Source organism: Peribacillus sp. NPDC097895 (assembly GCF_050277555.1).
In the GTDB taxonomy this organism is placed as follows: Bacteria; Bacillota; Bacilli; order Bacillales; family DSM-1321; genus Peribacillus.
The window spans coordinates 579,673-600,807 of the sequence record NZ_JBNNSH010000001.1; the positions used below are offsets into that span (position 1 = coordinate 579,673).

General features: G+C 42.9%; 20 protein-coding genes. 13 read left to right on the forward strand and 7 right to left on the reverse strand.

Annotated features, from left to right (window positions below):
- Window positions 1-51 precede the first annotated feature (51 nt).
- A complete protein-coding gene (locus ACQKMH_RS02710; RefSeq protein WP_427585970.1) occupies window positions 52-366 on the reverse strand; it encodes a hypothetical protein in 315 nt (104 codons plus the stop codon).
- Between the two features lie 214 nt (window positions 367-580).
- Here ACQKMH_RS02710 and ACQKMH_RS02715 point away from each other — a divergent pair, with 214 nt between their 5' ends.
- Complete coding sequence (locus tag ACQKMH_RS02715; RefSeq protein ID WP_427585971.1) at window positions 581-1,786, forward strand: argininosuccinate synthase; 1,206 nt, start codon at window positions 581-583, stop codon at window positions 1,784-1,786.
- A complete protein-coding gene (gene argH, locus ACQKMH_RS02720; protein WP_427585972.1) occupies window positions 1,783-3,162 on the forward strand; it encodes an argininosuccinate lyase in 1,380 nt (459 codons plus the stop codon). Before ACQKMH_RS02715 ends, argH begins: the two co-directional genes overlap by 4 nt.
- A 47-nt stretch (window positions 3,163-3,209) precedes the next feature.
- Here the strand turns inward: argH and ACQKMH_RS02725 are convergent, their stop codons facing one another.
- Window positions 3,210-3,665, reverse strand: coding sequence for a universal stress protein (locus ACQKMH_RS02725; RefSeq protein ID WP_427585973.1), 456 nt, complete (start codon window positions 3,663-3,665; stop codon window positions 3,210-3,212).
- Between the two features lie 337 nt (window positions 3,666-4,002).
- Entirely contained in the window at window positions 4,003-5,100 is a 1,098-nt protein-coding gene (locus ACQKMH_RS02730) for a M24 family metallopeptidase (protein ID WP_427585974.1), read from the reverse strand.
- 122 nt (window positions 5,101-5,222) lie between these two features.
- Between ACQKMH_RS02730 and ACQKMH_RS02735 the strand changes: the two genes are divergently transcribed.
- Complete coding sequence (locus tag ACQKMH_RS02735; RefSeq protein WP_427585975.1) at window positions 5,223-5,903, forward strand: metal-dependent hydrolase; 681 nt, start codon at window positions 5,223-5,225, stop codon at window positions 5,901-5,903.
- Between the two features lie 235 nt (window positions 5,904-6,138).
- On the opposite strand, the gene ACQKMH_RS02740 is transcribed toward ACQKMH_RS02735, so the two are convergent.
- Entirely contained in the window at window positions 6,139-6,351 is a 213-nt protein-coding gene (locus tag ACQKMH_RS02740; RefSeq protein WP_427585976.1) for a hypothetical protein, read from the reverse strand.
- 176 nt (window positions 6,352-6,527) lie between these two features.
- Between ACQKMH_RS02740 and ACQKMH_RS02745 the strand changes: the two genes are divergently transcribed.
- Together ACQKMH_RS02745 and ACQKMH_RS02750 are read left to right on the forward strand one after the other, a co-directional pair.
- Window positions 6,528-6,707, forward strand: a complete 180-nt coding sequence (locus ACQKMH_RS02745; RefSeq protein WP_427585977.1) for a hypothetical protein — start codon at window positions 6,528-6,530, stop codon at window positions 6,705-6,707.
- Between the two features lie 96 nt (window positions 6,708-6,803).
- A complete protein-coding gene (locus tag ACQKMH_RS02750) occupies window positions 6,804-8,123 on the forward strand; it encodes a DRTGG domain-containing protein (protein ID WP_427585978.1) in 1,320 nt (439 codons plus the stop codon).
- Between the two features lie 35 nt (window positions 8,124-8,158).
- On the opposite strand, the gene ACQKMH_RS02755 is transcribed toward ACQKMH_RS02750, so the two are convergent.
- Window positions 8,159-8,461, reverse strand: a complete 303-nt coding sequence (locus ACQKMH_RS02755; RefSeq protein ID WP_427585979.1) for a YtpI family protein — start codon at window positions 8,459-8,461, stop codon at window positions 8,159-8,161.
- A 168-nt stretch (window positions 8,462-8,629) separates the two neighbouring features.
- On the opposite strand from ACQKMH_RS02755, the gene ACQKMH_RS02760 reads away from it, so the two are divergent.
- A complete protein-coding gene (locus tag ACQKMH_RS02760) occupies window positions 8,630-9,568 on the forward strand; it encodes a DHH family phosphoesterase (RefSeq protein ID WP_427585980.1) in 939 nt (312 codons plus the stop codon).
- 87 nt (window positions 9,569-9,655) lie between these two features.
- Here the strand turns inward: ACQKMH_RS02760 and ytrI are convergent, their stop codons facing one another.
- Together ytrI and ACQKMH_RS02770 are read right to left on the reverse strand one after the other, a co-directional pair.
- Window positions 9,656-10,159 (reverse strand): sporulation membrane protein YtrI, encoded by a 504-nt coding sequence (ytrI, locus tag ACQKMH_RS02765; protein WP_427585981.1) that lies wholly within the window; start codon window positions 10,157-10,159, stop codon window positions 9,656-9,658.
- Window positions 10,156-10,491 (reverse strand): YtrH family sporulation protein, encoded by a 336-nt coding sequence (locus tag ACQKMH_RS02770; protein ID WP_230154703.1) that lies wholly within the window; start codon window positions 10,489-10,491, stop codon window positions 10,156-10,158. The genes ytrI and ACQKMH_RS02770 overlap by 4 nt, the downstream gene beginning before the upstream one ends.
- Before the next feature lie 182 nt (window positions 10,492-10,673).
- Between ACQKMH_RS02770 and dnaE the strand changes: the two genes are divergently transcribed.
- The 7 genes from dnaE to pyk all read left to right on the forward strand — a co-directional run bounded on the left by dnaE (window position 10,674) and on the right by pyk (window position 21,104).
- Complete coding sequence (dnaE, locus tag ACQKMH_RS02775) at window positions 10,674-14,033, forward strand: DNA polymerase III subunit alpha (RefSeq protein ID WP_427585982.1); 3,360 nt, start codon at window positions 10,674-10,676, stop codon at window positions 14,031-14,033.
- A 110-nt stretch (window positions 14,034-14,143) separates the two neighbouring features.
- A complete protein-coding gene (locus ACQKMH_RS02780) occupies window positions 14,144-15,385 on the forward strand; it encodes an NAD(P)-dependent malic enzyme (protein WP_427585983.1) in 1,242 nt (413 codons plus the stop codon).
- 5 nt (window positions 15,386-15,390) lie between these two features.
- Window positions 15,391-16,020: a FadR/GntR family transcriptional regulator gene (locus ACQKMH_RS02785; protein ID WP_290370499.1), complete on the forward strand. Its 630-nt coding sequence runs from the start codon at window positions 15,391-15,393 to the stop codon at window positions 16,018-16,020.
- 91 nt (window positions 16,021-16,111) lie between these two features.
- Window positions 16,112-16,972, forward strand: coding sequence for an acetyl-CoA carboxylase, carboxyltransferase subunit beta (gene accD / locus ACQKMH_RS02790; RefSeq protein WP_427585984.1), 861 nt, complete (start codon window positions 16,112-16,114; stop codon window positions 16,970-16,972).
- Window positions 16,972-17,970, forward strand: a complete 999-nt coding sequence (gene accA / locus ACQKMH_RS02795) for an acetyl-CoA carboxylase carboxyl transferase subunit alpha (RefSeq protein WP_427585985.1) — start codon at window positions 16,972-16,974, stop codon at window positions 17,968-17,970. The genes accD and accA overlap by 1 nt, the downstream gene beginning before the upstream one ends.
- Before the next feature lie 286 nt (window positions 17,971-18,256).
- A complete protein-coding gene (gene pfkA, locus ACQKMH_RS02800; protein ID WP_427585986.1) occupies window positions 18,257-19,216 on the forward strand; it encodes a 6-phosphofructokinase in 960 nt (319 codons plus the stop codon).
- 127 nt (window positions 19,217-19,343) lie between these two features.
- The gene (gene pyk / locus ACQKMH_RS02805; RefSeq protein WP_427585987.1) at window positions 19,344-21,104 is read left to right on the forward strand and encodes a pyruvate kinase; all 1,761 of its coding nucleotides are present in this window, start codon (window positions 19,344-19,346) and stop codon (window positions 21,102-21,104) included.
- Window positions 21,105-21,135 lie beyond the last annotated feature (31 nt).

A 21,135-nucleotide genomic window follows, 5' to 3' on the forward strand; every position in this document is an offset into this window, starting at 1 on the left:
AAAAAAAAGCCACAGTTTAAAACTGTGGCTTTTTTTTGCATGAAATAGGCCTTAATTATGCATCTTTTCACTCACGCCTTGATTGGCCCGATACCAAAGCCACAAGTCATTGATGATGGAAGCAAATTCCGCAATTTCGGAATTGAGCTGACATGATTTTGCGAAATTACTCTCATCGGAGAGCTGAAGCTGCTTTCGGTTTATCATGGATTCCAGTTCCTTGATGCGGTCTGGGATGCCCCCACGGATATTCTCCCAGTGCACAAGTATTTGCTGTTGCTCGCCTTTTGTATATTCATCCCACTCTAGGCGCAGATCAGGAATGGGGATGCCAAGCCGTTCATCATAGGTAAATAGCTCTTTCATATTCCCTCCGCTTATCGTTTTTTCATACTCCTAGTTTACTATATTTTAGTGGCTGTATACAATGTATGAAATTCCCCGGAAAATTAACATATTATTTAGCTAAATCTTTAAAATACCCCTTGTATTCCTTTTGTAAAAATGATAAAGTACTAATCATAGATTGAATAAAAATAACAACAGATGAATTTTTATTCACATGAAAGGGACGATGAAAATGGGAAATCAAAAAGTGGTTTTAGCATATTCCGGAGGTTTGGATACTTCCGTTGCAATTAAATGGTTACAAGATCAAGGATACGAAGTTGTGGCATGCTGCTTGGATGTCGGAGAAGGAAAAGATTTGGATTTCATTAAAGAAAAAGCAATAACAGTTGGTGCGGTTAGTTCATATGTGATTGATGCGAAAGATGAATTCGCTGATGAATTCGCATTGACGGCTCTTCAGGCACATACTTTGTATGAAGGCAAATATCCATTGGTATCAGCTTTATCACGTCCGCTGATCGCTAAAAAATTAGTGGAAGTGGCTGAAGCGGAAAATGCGGTAGCTGTTGCGCACGGTTGTACGGGAAAAGGAAATGACCAAGTGCGTTTCGAAGTATCCATTTCAGCTTTGAATCCTAATTTAGAGGTTCTTGCACCTGTTCGTGACTGGAAATGGTCTCGTGAAGAGGAGATTGAATATGCAGCAAAAAATGGAATTCCTGTTCCAATCGGCTTGGCGAGTCCATTCTCTATTGACCAAAACCTTTGGGGAAGAAGCAACGAATGTGGAATCCTGGAAGATCCATGGGCAGCTCCACCAGAAGATGCTTATGACTTGACTGTAAGTCTTGAAAACACGCCGGATACAGCTGATATCATTGAAATTGGATTTGAACAAGGTGTACCGGTTACATTGAATGACAAAAACTATAAATTGGCTGATTTGATTGTTAAATTGAATGAGATTGCAGGTAAGCACGGAGTTGGACGTATCGACCACGTGGAAAATAGATTAGTAGGAATCAAATCTCGTGAAGTCTATGAAGCTCCTGGGGCGATGACATTGATCGCTGCACATAAAGAACTTGAAGATATCACACTTGTAAAAGAACTGGCTCACTTCAAACCAGTGATCGAGAAGAAAATGACTGAATTGATTTATGAAGGTCTTTGGTTCTCTCCGCTTCAAAAAGCATTGGCCGCTTTCTTGAAAGAAACGCAAGTGAATGTAACGGGTACAGTTCGTGTGAAACTATTCAAAGGTCATGCGATCGTGGAAGGAAGAAAGTCCGAGTACTCCCTATATGATGAAAAATTGGCCACCTATACAAAAGCTGACGAATTCGATCATGATGCAGCAGTTGGATTCATTAAGTTATGGGGACTTCCAACGAAAGTGAACAGCATGGTCAATAACAAGAAGGTGACAGTGTGAGCAGCAAGCTTTGGGGAGGAAGATTCACGAAGTCTGCAGAAGAATGGGTAGACGAGTTTGGAGCTTCCATATCCTTTGACCAGGAACTTGTCCTTGAGGATATTCAAGGGAGTTTAGCTCATGTAACCATGTTAAAGAAATGCAGCATTTTACCTGAAGAAGATGCGGATCAGATTATTGCAGGTCTGAAAAGTTTACAGGAAAAAGCTGAAAAGGGTGAGTTGACTTTTAAGGTTGAGATGGAGGATATCCATCTTAACCTGGAAAGTATGCTTATAGACGAAATTGGACCAGTGGGCGGAAAGCTTCATACAGGAAGAAGCCGTAATGACCAAGTTGCAACAGATCTTCATCTATATATGCGGAACCAAACGAAAGTGATTCAAGAACTCATCAATGACTTACAAGAAGCGATTTTGGGACAAGCGAAGAAAAATGTGGAAACATTAATTCCAGGTTATACACATTTACAGCGGGCACAACCAATCTCTTTTGCCCATCATTTAATGGCTTATTTTTGGATGCTTGAGCGTGATAAGCAACGCTTCACCGAGAGCTTCAAAAGAATTAATATTTCTCCATTGGGTGCTGGGGCATTAGCTGGGACGACTTTCCCGATTGACCGTGCGCTTAGTGCCGAACTATTAGGTTTTGATGGTATTTACGAAAATAGCCTTGATGCGGTAAGTGATCGTGATTTTGCCATTGAATTCATGAGCAACAGTGCGACCATGATGATGCATTTATCCCGTTTCAGCGAAGAAATCATACTTTGGTCAAGCCAGGAATTCCAATTCGTTGAATTGGATGATGCGTTTTCAACGGGAAGTAGCATCATGCCGCAGAAGAAAAACCCCGATATGGCGGAATTGATCCGTGGAAAAACTGGAAGGGTTTATGGTAATTTAACAGGGCTATTGACTGTGTTAAAAGGACTGCCGCTTGCTTATAACAAAGATATGCAAGAAGATAAAGAAGGCGTATTTGATACGGTTAAGACCATTGTTGGTTCGCTTAAGATATTTGCCGGCATGATTACAACAATGAAAGTGAAAACGGACGTCATGGAAAAAGCAACAAAGAATGATTTCTCGAATGCGACGGAATTAGCTGATTATCTAGCTTCAAAGGGAATGCCATTCCGTAAGGCACACGAAGTTGTAGGGAAACTTGTATTGTACTGTGTTCAGAATGGTTGCTATTTGGTAGATCTTAGCATCGAACAATTCCAGGAAGCTTCGGAGTTGTTTGCCGAGGATATCTACGATGCATTAAATCCTTACGAAGCCGTTAAACGCCGTAATAGTGCTGGCGGTACAGGCTTTGCGCAAGTTCAGCTGGCGATTGAAAAAGCGGAAAAACTGGTAAGTAAATAACAGCAAAAAAGCTCGTTCACCAATTTGGCGAACGAGTTTTTTTATGATTATTTTTTATCCATATTCGTACGCACGATAATTACATCACAGTTTGAATGGCGAACGATGCCTTCCGACACACTGCCGATCAGGAAACGTTCGACTGCATTAAGGCCAGTTGCACCGCATACAATTAGATCGATTGAATGTTTTTTTGCTAAATCTCTTGGGATTTGAACTTTGGGAGAACCATATGCCACTTCCGTTTGGACGTTTGCAATCCCAGATGCAATGGCTTCCGTTCTATACTTTTCCAATAGTTCATTGGCAAAGGTATCAGAACGCTCACGGAGTGTCATATCATACGCTTCAATAGTAGGGAAATTCCTGGTGTCAACGATGTGTGCAAGCACAAGGGTCGCGTCACTGAGTTTTGCCAAATAGATTGCCTTTTTTAAGGCCCACTCCGCCTCTTCTGAACCGTCCACTGCTACTAGAATATTTTTATAATCTATACTATTCATCGTGTTTCTCCTCCTTCTATTTCATTCCTATTGTACTACTATTTACCATATGGCTCTTATTTCAATTATAACAAATTAGCGAATGTTTATCCTATGGATAGAAATCTTGATTGAAACATTGATTCATAATAGCGAACTTGTTTTGACGAGGCCCACCTTTTCTTTCATGTAACTAGAGAGGCATTTTTCTTTGAGTGCTTCAAAATTATCAATGTGAGCCGGATTCTTCCATATATATTTTTCCTATTGTTTCAATGGATTTCCTGGAATGATACCGATTTATATAATAAAAGGATAACCCCGCCTCAAATGAGGACGGGGTTATCCGAGTTCATTATCATTTTATGATTTGCAGGCTCTTCGGATATTTGGTCAAAACTTCACAGCCGGTATCGGTGATTAATAGATCATCTTCAATCCTGACACCTGCAACATTTGGAACATATATACCAGGTTCGATTGTGTAAACCATTCCCGATTGAAGTTCAAGGGAATTCGTTTCGGTCAAGGATGGGTATTCATGGACGCTGATCCCAAGTCCGTGGCCGAGCCTATGAGGGAAGAATTCACCGTATCCTTTATTCCTTATGATGTTTCGGGCGGTTAAATCAATCTCGGAGCAGGAAACACCAGGTTTGCTGGCCATGACGGCCGCTTCTTGTGCCCTAAGTACAGTTTCATATATTTCTGCCTGTTTATCATTGATGTCCCCGTAAGCAACGGTTCTAGTGATGTCAGAGCAGTACCCTTCATGAACGACGCCTAAGTCAAAGAGGACAAGGTCTCCGCGCTGAACTTTCGTATTTCCTGGTGTACCATGAGGGGAGGCACCATTTTTACCAGTCAGGACCATCGTAGAGAATGACATTTGGCTGACTCCAGCCTTTTTCAATTCAAATTCAATCGCTGCAAGGATTTCCATTTCCGTTTTACCTTCATGGATTTCACTGACACCAACTTCAATTGCAAAGTCGGCAAGTCTGCATGCTTCACGAATTTTGACCATTTCATCTTCCGACTTGATCATGCGCATCTCTTGGAGTTTTTCTTCTGCTGAAACGAGTTTTGGCTCTTCGAAGTGATGTTGCACTTGTTCATAGCGGTCTACGTTCATATGCTCTTTTTCAATGGCCATTTTATTAATCGTTAACCCGCGTTTCACGACTGCTTGCTTAACTTTTTCCCATGGATTTTCAATGTCGGTGTATCCGATGATATCACCATTCCATCCAGCCTGTTTAGCATCGGGAACTTCCATTTGCGGGCAGACCAGGAATGGGTCGGCATTTGCAAAAATGGCCAGTGCAAGCAATCTTTCATGAGGGTCACTAAAAAATCCGCTTAAATAGAAAATGCTCTCCGTGGATGTAAGTAAAGCGGCTTCCGCCTCATTGGCCTGAAGCCAATTTTGTAGTTCTGTCAAACGTTCATTCATGACGATACCTCCAGTAATAAGATATAATTACCTTAGCAATATTTAAAAGCATAGTAAATGGGAAAGTCCTAAGTTAGATTAATGATTTTAAAATTAGTGGGTATGCGAAAGGAGCATCAGAAATGAAAGTATCTTTTCATGGACATGCAATTGTAAAAGTCGAAACGAGTGGTAAAACGATTTTATTCGATCCGTTCATTACTGGAAACGAACTAACCGATTTGAAGGTGGAAGACGTAAAACCGGATGTGATCATCCTAACACATGGTCATAATGACCACGTTGGTGACACGGTTGAATTGGCTAAGAAACATGATGCACTTGTCATTGGCGTTGCAGAGATAGCTGACTACCTTGGTGCTCAAGGGGTTCGAACACACGGGATGAGCATCGGTGGAGCTTTCGAGTTCGAATTTGGAAAAGTGAAACTGACGCCTGCTTTCCATGGAACGGGATTCAGTACTGAGGACGGACAAATCATTTATTTAGGGATGCCTGCCGGCGTGTTACTTACAATAGAAGGGAAAACTATCTATCATGCAGGGGATACAGGGGTATTTTCCGATATGAAACTGATCGGGGAGCGACATCCTATTGATCTTGCATTTTTGCCAATCGGAGACAATTACACCATGGGGCCGGAAGATGCGGCACTTGCAGCGAAATTCCTTCAAGCTAAACAAGTTGTGCCGATTCATTACAATACTTTTCCTGTCATCAAACAGGATCCTAACCAATTCATTGACCTGCTTGAAGAGGGAAATGGACTAATCATGGAAGCTGGAGATGAAATAGACGTATAAAAGGAGCGGGAGCCTTTGGGGCTCCCGTCAGACTGTAGACAAGCTCGATGATAATGGAGTTTGTCTACAGTTTTTTTAGGTTTGTAAAATTTGACCGTTGATTTTCCTTCCATGCACTCGCTTTCCGCGGGCTGTCCGCTGGAGTTTCGCACACCCTTTCCAATCAACTCTGCATTAAAACGAAGATAGATCCTGTTGTTTTACCTATTCAGCTGCTTCCCGTTCTCCTTGCAATCTACCTGTACTTTTTCTTTAAATTTTGCTGATTCTCTCCAAAAGTGCCATCCATATTTTTGAGGGTCATTGGGCTATATTTGAACTTTTTATTATCTGTTTGTTTAGAATCGTTTTCCTCTCCATTGACTGCCGCTTTATCACCTGCTGCAGAACATCTAGCTATGGTTATGGCGCTCAAAGTAACTATTATTGAAATGATCAGTCTATTCAAACTTTCCCTCTTAAGTATATCGAGTAAATGTAACCCTCTTTTATGAAAAAGAATCAATACAAAGTGGATGTATCGGCAAGTAAATCTCATTCATTCAGTTCAGTCTTTTTTCCTTTCACAGGCATAAAATGAATAAATGGATAAAGGGGGGATTGGATGAAACAGAGGTTATTACTATGTTTGCTTTTATGTGGTGTGATGCTGTATTATGCGGTGCCGCGCTTGTCGTTGGAAAGCGGCGGTTTGGAGAGCTTGTTTGCTGGTTCCTGGTTATTGTTTGCGTTGTTGGCGGTAGCTGGAAACCTGACGGGGATTCTATATTCTCCAAAAAAACACCAGGTAAAGCGACCGCTTGAACACAAAAGGTTGCGTCAACATTAGTAGTTGTTTGATAAACTGGGCTCTTTGACCTTATAATGGGGAATAGGAATACCGTGAAAAGGGTGAAGCGCTTGGCTACAAAGCATGAACAAATATTAAAACATATCGATGGGCTCCCTGTTGGCGAAAAGATTTCCGTCCGTCAAATTGCGAAAGCATTGAATGTTAGTGAAGGTACGGCGTACCGGGCAATTAAAGAAGCGGAGAACCAGGGCTACGTGAGCTCCATTGAGCGGGTAGGCACGATTCGCATTGAGAAAAAGAAAAAAGAGAATATTGAAAAGCTAACGTTCGCCGAGGTAGTTAATATTGTGGACGGACAAGTTCTGGGTGGGAAATCCGGATTGCATAAGACATTAAATAAATTCGTCATCGGGGCGATGAAGCTGGATGCCATGATGAGATATACAGGTGCAGGAAATCTGCTGATCGTCGGGAACCGTACCCAGGCCCATGAGAACGCGTTAAAAGCAGGTGCAGCGGTGTTGATTACCGGGGGGTTCGATACGGAAGAACCTGTTAAAAGGTTAGCCGATGAATTGGAGATGCCAGTCATTTCAACAAGTTACGATACCTTTACCGTCGCAACCATGATCAATCGGGCGATTTATGACCAATTGATTAAAAAGGAAATCTTGCTGGTGGAGGATATTTTGACACCTGTTCAGGAAACGACCTTTTTAACAATCGGTGACCGGGTTCAGACTTGGCATGAACTCAATCAGGAATCAGGGCATAGCCGTTTCCCTGTTGTCGATGACAATATGAAGGTTCAAGGAATGGTCACATCAAAAGATATCATTGGTCAGGAAGAGTTGACGCTCATTGAAAAGGTCATGACGAAAAATCCAATGACTGTAGGCGATAAAACGAGTGTGGCATCATCTGCCCATATGATGGTTTGGGAAGGCATCGAGTTGATCCCTGTCGTTAATGACAGCCATATCCTAAAGGGGATCGTGAGCAGGCAGGATGTGCTGAAGGCACTGCAAATGAGTCAAAGACAGCCTCAGGTAGGCGAAACGATCGATGATACGATCACAAGCCAGCTTGTGATGACATCGAATCGTGGGAAGGGCGAGGAAGTGTATAACTATGGTGTCACTCCGCAAATGACCAATTATCTTGGAACCATTTCCAGCGGTGTGTTCACGACATTGGTTACCGATTCAGCGAATCGGGCACTTAGAAGCTATAAGCGCGGTGACTTGGTCGTGGAAAATATGATGATTTATTTCATCAAGCCAGTCCAGATCGACAGTACGCTCGAAATCCATCCACGTGTCCTTGATGTAGGGCGTAAATTCGGAAAAGTGGATGTCGAGGTATATAACCAAGGCAAGCTTGTCGGCAAGGCGATGTTAACTTGTCAATTGCTTGACAGATCATGAAAAATGTATAAATCAAAAAGGATAATCAAATTCGATTATCCTTTTTGATTTGCGGCCTCCTCGATCGCATGCGGCAGGTAAAACTTATACATTTTATAGCCTCCCCAAACGCTGAATAGGCCAACAGAGATGAAAACGGCAGCGATGATATAAGTGGTGGTCGTGTGGAAGAGAAACAGCTGATTGATTCCGAATAGTGCGACAAACGTACCAAGGGCAATGGAAGATTTCCCGGAAATCCACTTTTTCTCCATCGGCATTTTGGTGCGTACCGATTTAATTTTATAAAACAGATAGACCCCTAGTGAAATTACAATCAAGGTGACAAGAATAGGCATCGTTTAAAATTCCCCCAATTTAACATATGTACCTTTTTATTGTAGCGGGAAATGATGGAGAATGCCACAGTAAACAAGATGAGTCTTCCTATTTCCCCAATTTTTTGATTAAATGAAATATATCATCTTTATTAGGCTCGATAATACATATGTTAAGGAGAGATCTATATGAAAGCTGAAATATTAGCAGATATAAAGCATTATGATACTATCATTCTCCATCGTCATGTCCGTCCAGATCCGGACGCTTATGGTTCACAGGGGGGATTGGCGGAAATCCTGAAAGCATCCTTCCCCGAAAAGCGAATTTTCACGGTCGGGAAAGAAGAACCATCATTGAATTACTTAAGAAGACTCGATGTGATTTCGGATGAAACATATCAAGGTGCCTTGGTCATCGTTTGTGACACCGCAAATACGGACCGGATTTGTGATGCACGGTACACGACGGGGGATAAACTGATTAAGATTGATCATCATCCTAATGAAGATCCATATGGGGATATGCGTTGGGTCGATACATCCGCAAGTTCCACAAGTGAAATGATTTATGAGTTTTACCAGTTCGGTAAAGAACAGGGCTTGAAGATGAGTGATGAAGCGGCACGCCTTCTATATGCAGGCATTGTTGGCGATACAGGTCGTTTCCTATTCCAAAGTACGACTGAAAAGACATTTGCCTATGCCAGTGAATTGATTCACTATTCGTTCTCCCGCCCGCAGTTATATCAGGAGATGTATGACGTCGAGGAAAGCATTGTTCGGTTGAATGGCTATGTGCTGCAGCATTTTGAAATCCTTCCATATGGCACGGGGAAAATGATCATCACAAAAGATATACTTGAAAAATTCCATGCTTCTACATCCGAGGCATCTCAGCTCGTTTCCTCGCTCGGTTCGATTAAAAATGTTAAGTCATGGGTCTTTTTCATTGAAGAGGATAAAGAAATCAGAGTCCGTTTCCGTTCTAAAGGACCAATCATCAATACGATTGCCCGTAAATATAATGGAGGAGGTCACCCGCTTGCGGCAGGGGCTTCGATCTATTCTTGGGATGAAGTGGATAATATCCTTGCCGATATGGAAGAGTTGAATAAAGCGGAATGAAAAACAGTAAATAGTTTTGTTTTTCATGATTTAAAGACCAAATCGCATATGATTTGGTCTTTAAATTTGATGGATATTTTTCTGCATTTAAGAAGTAGTCCTTTTCAGTTTGATTTCAATGTTCATTTTCGTATAAAATATGATTTCAACGACTTCAAGTTGATAACGCTTTTTATTGATGGTCACGATTTTATTTTCAATCGATTTTTTCAATAGCGACTTTCCGTTATAGACACTAACGACATCTTTGGCGAGAAGTGAGGAAAGATCGTCCTCTATCACGTCCTCTGCTTCGGCAATACTCAGCTGATCGAGGCTGTATTTTTCATTCGTAATGGTTACTTCAACTTCCTGAATCGTTAAGATCTCTTCATTTTTCTGATTTAATTTTTTATAATCCTGCTCCCAAATGGCGATTTCCTCGTTCAGATCCTTAATCTCCTCCCTTTGTTCATGAAGGGACCGGATCTGCTTTTCTTGCTGGACCCCATACATATAAAAGAAAATCACCCAGCTGAGCAATCCGCCTAGTGCAGCCCCGGCAAAAAAACGCTGCCAGGTGGGTGCCCGGTGATAAGGAGGAATCCTCATGATGAAATATGCTCCTGCGTGAACCAGTTGATGATCAGTGCTCCTGTCTGTGCTCCGCCAAGTGCAGAAAGAATCAATAGGACCTGTTTGACGATATCCTTCGTTTCTCCATGGAAAATACCGCGTTCGAAATTATAGACCATATCAAATGTACCTCCGATGGCAGCGACAATCGCCCAAATACGCAGGCTGTCCGATAGCCGGAACACAGTCGTCATCGGGGCTTGTCCTGTAAAAAAAGCGGCGAGGCCCCCGATTAACGAGCCGCCAAGCAAAACGCCAAGCGATATGAAAAAGCTGTTGAGAAAGGCTGGAACAAAGGCTTCATTCATGTATCATCATCCTTTTTAGCTTGATATTCTTCTATTCTATTTATATGGGACGTGCAGAGGTATTATGATAGTCGGCGAAAATCAGGGTGGGAAATTGCATTGGTAATGAGAACATATTTTCTTTTTTTGAAATAAACACTATAATGAAAAGAAACATGCCTTACAAAGGTGGGAGAAAAAACGTGTATACTCATCTCCATATTCAGAGCGGATACAGCCTGCTTACAAGTACGGTGAAGATCACTGAACTTGTGGCCAAAGCGAAAGCGGATGGCTGTACAAGTCTTGCCTTAACCGATCGAAATGTTATGTACGGTTCGGTCTATTTTTATAAAGAATGCAAGAGACAGGGAATAAACCCAATCATCGGCATTCTTGCAGATATCCTGGATGAACAAGAAAATGCACATGGACTTCTGTTATTAGCAAAAAATCTACAAGGATATCAAAACCTGCTTAAAATAAGCAGTGCCATAAAAACGAAATCTACGTCAGGCATACCGATGAACTGGCTCAAAGCCTATTCCAAGGGATTGATAGCCATCACACCGGGAGCAGAGGGACTAATAGAACTGCTTTTGAGGGAAGAAAGGCCGGAGGAAGCCAAACAGGCAGCAAAGCGGTTTCAGCAGATTTTTGGGTCTGATAACTTTTATGTATCGATACAGAGACTGTCAATTGCGAATGAGGAGAAAGGGAACGAAGCCATAAGTCTGCTGGCGAGAGATTTAGGGATAAAGACCGTAGCGACGAATCCGGTCTATTATTTAAACGAAACCGATGCACTCGCCCAAGAAGTGCTGCTGGCCATTGGAAATGGCGACAAGCTGGGGGATGAGGGGCACACGGTGCCTGAGTCCAGCCAATTTTATCTGAAAAGCCGGGCTCAAATAGCAGAACTATTCCATGATAGACCTGATGCACTTGAAAATACGCTCCATATTGCCGCGCAATGCAATCTTGAGATTCCGTTTCATCTTTCCCTGCTGCCTAAGTACCCTACTGAAGCTGGCGTCACAGCTGAGGAAATGCTAGAAGCCGTCTGTTTCCAGGGATTAAAGAAAAGACTGTCAGAGCCATCGAGTCAATATGAAGAGCGCCTTCGGTATGAGTTGGATGTCATTGCAAAGATGAAATTCAGCGATTACTTTTTAATCGTTTGGGACTTCATGAAATTCGCTAAGGACAACCTAATCCTGACAGGGCCTGGAAGGGGATCTGCCGCTGGATCGATGGTCGCTTACGTCCTCTCGATAACGGATGTCGATCCAATCGAACATTCCCTGCTGTTCGAGCGTTTCCTGAATCCAGAACGAGTCTCGATGCCGGATATCGATATTGATTTTCCTGATAACCGCCGTGAAGAAGTGATTGCCTATGTCGCGAAGAAATACGGGGAACTTCATGTAGCACAAATCATTACGTTCGGCACTTTAGCTGCCAAAGCTGCATTAAGGGACACAGGACGCGTTTTCGGCTTGAATTCAAAGGAACAGGAAGCTGTATCGAAAATGATTCCGAATCGTCTGGGCATCACCCTGCCTGAAGCGTTCAAGGAATCGAAAAGGCTGCGTGAATTCGTTAATGAGAGTGACTTGAATCAAAAACTTTTTCAAACGGCGTTATTGCTTGAAGGCCTGCCACGACATGCGTCGACACATGCGGCAGGCGTCGTCATCAGCGACCAGGCTTTGACTGAGCATATCCCGATTACTAAAGGGCATGACGGCATCCATCTGACTCAATATCCAATGGACCTCCTAGAAGAACTTGGCCTTCTTAAAATGGATTTTCTCGGACTCCGGAATTTGACACTACTAGATAATATCTTAAAAAATATCCAAAAGGGAACCGGGAAAAAGCTGGACTTATCCCATATACCAATGGATGATCCCGAGACGTTAGCCCTTTTAGGGAGAGGTGAAACGACTGGAGTGTTTCAATTTGAATCAGATGGTATCAGAAAGGTTTTGATCAAGCTGAAACCGAACCGATTCGAGGATATCGTCGCAGTCAATGCTCTTTATCGTCCGGGACCGATGGAAAACATACCATTGTTCATCGAACGAAAACATGGATTGGTCCCGATTGATTACTTGCACCAGGATTTGAAGGATATTCTTGAGCCTACATATGGAGTCATCGTTTATCAAGAACAAATCATGCAAATTGCCTCTAGGCTGGCTGGATTTACACTTGGAGAGGCTGACCTGCTGCGGCGGGCCGTCTCGAAGAAGAAGAAAGATGTTCTCGATCAGGAGCGGCAGCATTTTGTGAGCGGGGCGTTGAAACAAGGATATTCCGAAAAAACGGCAGATGAGATTTATACCTTGATCGTCCGCTTTGCTAACTACGGATTCAACCGAAGCCATGCGGTCGCATATAGTGTCATTGCCTATCAGCTAGGTTACTTGAAAACCCACCATCCGGAATATTTCATGGCAGCCCTCATGACATCGGTGATCGGGAACGAGGAAAAGATTTCCCAATATATCCGTGAGGCAAAAAAGAAAGGGATAAACGCTCTGACCCCCTCAATTAACTTGAGCGGCTACCCTTTTTTACCGGAAAAGGAAGGGATCCGCTTTAGTCTCGGAGCCATAAAAGGGATAGGCGGTACAGTTTTAAAAGAAATCTTTGCTGCCAGACGGCAAAAGAAATTCGTTGATTTATTCGATTTCTGTTTGCGGGTATCGGGGAAAATCGTAAATAGAAAAGTGTTGGAGGCGCTAGTGCATTCAGGTGCATTTGATGAATTCGGTGAAGACCGGGCAACATTGTTGGCTAGTTTGGACGTAGCGATCAGCCATACGGAACTGGTAAATCCAGACGATGACCTATTTGATATGTTTTCGGATGGCGAGTTTTCACTCAAACCGAAATACAACCGTGTCGAGCCAATTCCTATCGAACATAAACTGTACTTGGAAAAAAGCGCTTTGGGCCTCTATTTATCGAATCATCCGGTGACGAGCTACAGAGAACTTTTTCAGTACTTTGGCTGTTTGACCATAGACGAAGCGACAAATAAAAAGGAGTCGAAAGTCTTACTTGGCGCATATATTACGTCTGTAAAAACGATAAGGACAAAAAAGGGCGATGTGATGGCCTTTTTGAGCGTCAGTGATGAAGAAGGGGACATTGAAGCCGTAGTTTTCCCCAATGTGTATAAAAACCATTCTGCAGATTTGAACCATGGACAACTCATTATGCTGCAAGGTACGTTGGAAGAACGGGATGGAAAAACCCAGCTCCTGGTCAGGAACATCTACCCGCTTGAAAAAGTGAAGCAGATGAAAGAGGAAAGAAATGGAACTGTTTTCCTGAAAATTGAAGCTGACAAGCAAACGAAGGACACGCTACAAAAAATAAAAAAAATTTTGATGCAGCATAGCGGCGAAGCGAAGGTCATGCTTTTTTACGAAAGGGAAAACCGCTATGTTCAGCTGTCTTATTGGGATTGGGTCAATCCAACAGACAGTCTGATGGCCTCATTAGGTAATGCTGTTGGACAAGCGAATGTCGTTTATAAGAGAGAATAACTGTTTTACAACTTTAATAGATATGTTATATTGAGAACAGGCCGCTGTGGTCTGACCACTAGATTTCAGCATATAGTTTCGGGTTAACCAATCTGTTTAGGAGTGAAAATATGACATTAAGAGAAGAAGCATTACATATGCATCGCTTGAATCAAGGGAAATTAGAAACTGTTTCAAAAGTACAGGTTAGGAATGCCGAAGATTTAAGCCTAGCTTATTCTCCTGGTGTCGCAGAACCGTGTAAAGAAATTTACGATAAGCCAGAAACCGTATATGACTATACGATGAAAGGGAATACTGTCGCAGTAATTTCTGATGGAACGGCAGTGTTGGGACTTGGAAACATTGGCCCTGAAGCCGCTTTGCCAGTTATGGAAGGGAAAGCCGTATTATTTAAAAGCTTCGCAGGAGTGGACTCTTTTCCAATTTGTTTAAAAACGACGGATGTGGATAAAATTGTAGAGACCGTTAAATTACTCGAGCCAACATTCGGGGGAGTGAATTTAGAGGACATTGCCGCACCGAACTGTTTTGAAATTGAAGAACGACTTAAGAAAGAAATGAATATTCCTGTTTTTCATGATGATCAGCACGGTACAGCAATTGTAACTGTTGCCGGTCTTGTAAATGCTTTACGCCTTGTGAATAAATCAATATCAGAAATTAAAGTGGTAGCAAATGGAGCCGGCGCTGCTGGAATTGCAATCATTAAATTGCTTTATAGCTATGGAGTTCGTGACATTATCATGTGTGACACGAAAGGTGCCATTTATGAGGGCCGTTCGTCAGGCATGAATGAAATAAAAGAACAAGTGGCGAAAGTGACTAATCGAAATAAGCTTTCAGGTCCTTTGGAAGCGGTCATTCATGATGCGGATGTATTTATAGGTGTTTCAGCCGCAGGTGCGCTAACTAAAGAAATGGTTTCTACAATGAACCGGGATGCGATCATATTCGCGATGGCTAATCCAGATCCGGAAATCATGCCGGAGGAAGCGAAAGCAGCGGGTGCCAAGGTTGTTGGAACGGGCCGTTCGGATTTTCCGAACCAAGTTAATAACGTTCTCGCTTTCCCTGGGATTTTCCGTGGGGCCTTGGATGTACGTGCGACTCATATCAATGAAAAGATGAAGGTAGCTGCAGTACAGGCCATTGCCGGTTTAATAGAAGAACATGAGTTAAACGAAGACTATGTTATTCCTGCTCCTTTTGATGCGAGAGTAGCTCCTGCCGTTGCAGCTGCAGTTGCCAAGGCAGCGATGGAAACGGGAGTGGCTAGAATTCATGTGAATCCTGAGGAAATTAAAGAAAAAACTAGGAAATTAGCGATCATTGGAAAAAGTGAGGAATAATTAATTTGGCAGAACGTACTTCTTCATCCAAAATTTATCTCGAAGTTGTTGAGAGCCTACGCAGCATGATTGAAGCGGACAGCCTCCTGCCGGGAGATAAAATCCCTTCAGAAAGGGAGTTATCGGATCGGTTGAATGTTGGTCGTTCCTCAGTCCGTGAAGCACTCCGTGCCTTAGAGTTATTAGGGTTAATTGAAACAAGGCGTGGTGAAGGGACGTTTATCAGGGATTTCCAGGAGCATAAGCTAGTCGAGCTTCTGGGAACCTTTTTTTTGCAAGACAAAAAGGTACAAGAAGATTTGGCTGAGACGAAAAGGTTGATTGAAATAGACTGTTTAAGGATCGTCGCCTTTTTTGCTACGGCTGAAGACATCAAACGATTAATTGCCTGGGTCAGAGCAGGCGAGTTTCGTGATGATGATTTCTTCTTAAGAATTGCCATATTGAACCGCAATCGATTGCTGGAAAGAATATGGCGCATTATCAACAGCTACGCGAGAACATCAGAGATGGTACAAGGTAATGTGAGAAAAGAAGAATATCTGGCGCTTCTTACATATTTGCTTGAACGGGATGAAGAAAAAGCCATCGAAACGTATCTTATTAGAATTAGAAATATGTCGAAGGACGAGTGACACCTTTTTACACGATACTAATTTTATTTCTGATATAGTTTGTACCAAGTATCATAAAAATAGATAATTGGTGGTAAAGGGAGGATTAAGCTTGCTTAAAGAGCTATTTGCGAAGTCTAAGAAGAAGTATGCAACGGTTCCTTTAGATCGGGAGAAACAAGATGTACCAGAAGGAATTATGACAAAATGTCCCGGCTGTAAAAAAATCATGTATACAAAAGAATTAGTGAAAAACAAGAAAGTCTGTCTGCATTGTGGGTTCCATCATTCGATGTCTTCCCATGAGCGTATCGAAAGTTTATTCGATGCCGGCAGTTTTAATGAATTTGATAAAGAAATGATTTCAGTTAATCCACTGGAATTTCCGGATTACTTGGATAAATTGGAAAAGGATAAAAAGAAAGCTAAAATTAATGAGGCAGTTGTTACAGGAGTCGGGAGCATCAATGGCTACCAAGTATCAACAGCCATCATGGATTCCAATTTTCGGATGGGTAGCATGGGCTCCGTTGTTGGGGAAAAAATCACCCGTGCCATTGAACGTGCAGGTGAATTGAAGATTCCGTTTATCATATTTACGGCATCAGGCGGCGCTCGGATGCAGGAAGGTGTTTTAAGCTTGATGCAGATGGCCAAGACAAGTGCTGCACTAAAGATGCTTAGCAACGAAGGCGGTCTGATCATTTCAATGATGACCCACCCTACCACAGGCGGGGTTTCGGCAAGTTTCGCATCACTCGGTGATATTAACCTTGCCGAACCTGGAGCCCTGATTGGCTTTGCGGGGCGAAGAATCATTGAACAGACGATTCATGAAGAGCTTCCTGAAGACTTCCAAACGGCTGAATTCTTGATGAAGCACGGCCAATTGGATGCGGTCGTTAAACGTACGGAATTGAAAGAAACCTTAACGACGATCCTTAAAATCCATGCCCCGGGGGGTGAATGGTAATGATATATGAATTAGAGTTCGAGCGTCCTGTTACGGACCTGAGAAATAAGATTAAAGAGCTGAAGGCAATTACGAAGGATGCTGACGTAGATCTTTCGGTTGAAATCGAAACGTTGGAAAAACGTTTAGAGAAGCTGGAAGTGGATATTTATAACCATTTAAAACCGTGGGATCGTGTTCAGATTGCCCGGCATCCTGCCCGCCCGACGACGCTTGATTACATCCCGCTATTATTCAGCGACTTCCTAGAGTTTCATGGTGATCGTTATTATGGGGATGATGAAGCGATTGTTGCTGGAATTGCGGAGTTTGATGGACGGGCTGTTACAGTCATCGGTCATCAAAGGGGTAAAGATACGAAGGAAAACATCCGACGTAACTTTGGTATGCCCCATCCGGAAGGCTACCGAAAAGCTTTGCGCCTGATGAAACAGGCGGAAAAATTCAATCGTCCGATTATTTGTTTCATTGATACGAAGGGTGCTTTCCCTGGTAAAGCTGCTGAAGAGCGCGGACAAAGTGAAGCTATTGCGAAAAATCTTTTCGAAATGGCAGGGCTGAAGGTGCCGGTCATCAGTATTGTTATAGGTGAAGGCGGAAGCGGTGGTGCATTGGCACTTGGAGTTGGAGATCGAATTTTCATGCTAGAGAATTCAACATACTCGGTAATTTCTCCTGAAGGAGCTGCGGCCTTGCTTTGGAAGGATGCTTCTCAGGCTAAGAGGGCTGCGGAAACGATGAAAATCACGGCTCCAGACTTAAATCGCTTAGGTGTCATCGATGAGATCATTCCAGAGGTGAGAGGCGGCGCCCACAGAGATGCAAATTTACAGGCGGAAGCCATCAAGGAAATCCTGACACGTTCATTTAATGAACTTTTGCCATTGAACAGTGATGAACTTATTAACCAGCGTTACATGAAATTCAAGAAAATCGGTGAATATGAATTTGAAAAGCAACCTGAGGGGAAACCTAAGGAAGTGGAACAGCATTCATAAACATTTAGCAATTGGAAAAACGTGGTGCCTTGGGCAACACGTTTTTTCAGCCTTTCATTGGAAGTATATGTATGTATTAATGGAAATCATAGAATACGTCTTGTGTGAATTATGTAAACTTTTGCACCATTTTACTTCAATTTCTGAAGAGAATCGGTTAGGCTTATAACATCAAGTGAGGGATAAGTGGATAGTTACTGCTTATTGAAGCTTGAAAAAGGGTACAATGATATAATGAAGGTATTGTGAGCTTAAAATTGATTAGTGCTGTAGAGAGGTGACTTTTATGAAAAGAATAGGTGTATTGACAAGTGGGGGAGATTCTCCAGGTATGAATGCAGCTGTCCGTGCGGTTGTCCGGAAAGCAATTTTTCATGAGATGGAGGTCTTCGGAATTTATCATGGCTACCAGGGTCTGATAAATGGTGATATAAGGAAGCTTGAATTAGGATCGGTCGGAGATATCATTCATCGCGGCGGTACAATGTTACATACGGCTCGCTGTCCGGAATTTAGGACAGAGGAAGGCCAACTAAAAGCGATAGAACAACTTAATAAACATGGTATTGAGGGAATTGTCATAATAGGTGGCGATGGTTCATACAGAGGGGCGAAGGCTTTGACTGAAAGGGGTTACCCTTGTATCGGAGTTCCTGGGACAATTGATAATGACATACCGGGCACGGATTTTACCATAGGTTTTGATACGGCCTTAAATACAGTAATCGATGCGATCGACAAAATTCGGGATACCGCGACTTCTCATGAAAGAACTTATGTGGTTGAAGTAATGGGAAGAAATGCCGGCGATATTGCGCTTTGGGCCGGATTGGCTGGCGGGGCGGAAACGATTCTTTGTCCTGAATATGATTACGATATGGACGAGCTGATCGGGAAGTTGAACCGCGGACATGATCGTGGGAAAAAGCACAGCATCATCATAGTTGCTGAAGGTGTTGGAAGTGCTGTTGATGTCTCCCGGAAAATCGAGGAGAAAGCAGGAGTTGAAACACGTGTTACCGTTCTAGGCCATGTTCAGCGCGGTGGATCTCCTTCGGCAAATGACCGGGTATTGGCAAGTCGACTTGGAGCAAGAGGTGTGGAATTGCTTCTTGAAGGAAAAGGTGGCAGGGCTGTAGGGATAGAACAAAATCGCCTTGTAGATTATGATATCATCGAAGCCCTTGCTAAACCGCATACAATTGACAAGAAAATGTATGATTTATCCTCGGAATTATCTATTTAATCTGTTAAGACCCATATTTGCTTTTTCAAGAAGTATTTATTAAAAAGAAGAGACAAATAACCATACTACGCCCCTGACTTTTAAAAGGTGGGCAGGCGGCGAGTTTTCCTTAAAGGAGGATGACACCATGCGAAAAACCAAGATTGTTTGTACGATTGGCCCCGCAAGTGAAAGTATTGAAAAGCTGGTTGAATTAATAGAAGCGGGGATGAATGTAGCTCGGCTTAACTTTTCTCATGGCAATCATGAAGAACATGCCGCTAGAATCCGCAACATTAGGGAAGCTAGTGAAAAAGCAGGGAAACAGGTTGCTATCTTGTTGGATACAAAAGGACCTGAAATACGGACAAATAACATGGAGAATGATTCCATGGAGTTGGTAGCCGGCAATGAAGTCATTATTTCCATGAATGAAGTTCTGGGAACTCCCGAAAAATTCTCCATTACTTATGAAGGGCTTCTTCATGATGTACATGCAGGTTCCAAAATCCTTTTGGATGATGGATTGATTGGACTTGAAGTGTTGAAGATAGATCAGGTCAGAAAAGAAATCCATACCAAAATATTGAACAGCGGCACACTGAAGAATAAAAAGGGCGTAAATGTGCCAGGTGTTTCGGTGAAGCTGCCAGGCATAACGGAGAAGGACGAACAGGACATCCTGTTTGGAATCGAACAGGGTATTGACTTTGTGGCTGCTTCATTTGTACGCAGGGCTTCCGACGTGCTTGAAGTGCGTGAATTACTGCAGCAAAATCGAGCGGAACATATTCAAATCATTCCTAAAATTGAAAATCAAGAAGGTGTTGACCGACTTGATGAAATCTTGGAAGTTTCAGACGGCTTGATGGTAGCACGTGGTGACTTGGGTGTGGAAATTCCTGCAGAAGAAGTGCCATTAGTCCAAAAACAAATGATTAAAAAATGTAACAATGCCGGGAAACCAGTCATAACGGCTACACAAATGCTCGATTCGATGCAGCGTAACCCAAGGCCGACACGTGCAGAAGCAAGTGACGTAGCCAATGCCATATTTGATGGAACGGATGCCATCATGCTTTCTGGTGAAACAGCTGCAGGAGCCTATCCTGTCGAAGCTGTGCAAACCATGCATAACATTGCTTCACGTGCAGAAACTGCGCTTGATTATCGGGATATATTATCAGTAAGAAGTAAACTGAACCGTCATAATGTAACGGATGCTATTGGTCAGTCCGTTGCCCACACTGCGCTTAATCTAAATGCCGGAGCAATCATCACTCCTACCGAGAGTGGCCATACGGCAAGGATGATTTCCAAATACCGCCCTAAAGCACCGATCATTGCCGTTACATCCAATGATCATGTTTCAAGACGGCTTGCACTGGCTTGGGGCGTTTACCCGCAGATTGGTCCAAAAGCGACGACTACGGATGAAATGCTTCAAACCGCAATCGATGAAAGCTTGCATTCTGGCTTAGTTTCCCATGGGGATTTAGTCGTCATAACAGCCGGTGTGCCTGTAGGTGAAACAGGTACGACTAACTTGATGAAAATTCATGTGTTAGGTGAGGTTCTTTTGAAAGCTCAAGGAATCGGCAGGAAATCATCGAAAGGTGAAGTGGTTGTAGCCAAGAATGCCAAGGAAGCTTTGGAAAAAGTGAAGGAAGGCTCTGTATTGGTTACAATTGGTTCGGATCGCGATATGATGCCAGCGATTGAAAAGTGTGCCGCATTGATAACGGAAGAAGGCGGTTTAACAAGCCATGCAGCTGTTGTAGGGGTCACTTTGGGCATTCCTGTCATCGTCGGGGCGGAAAACGCGAGCAAAATATTCACGGATGGACAAAGAATAACGGTCGATGCCGGTCGTGGAGTCATCTATGATGGCCATGCTAACGTTTTATAAAACGAATTTTTGGCTAAATTCCGGTCGAATG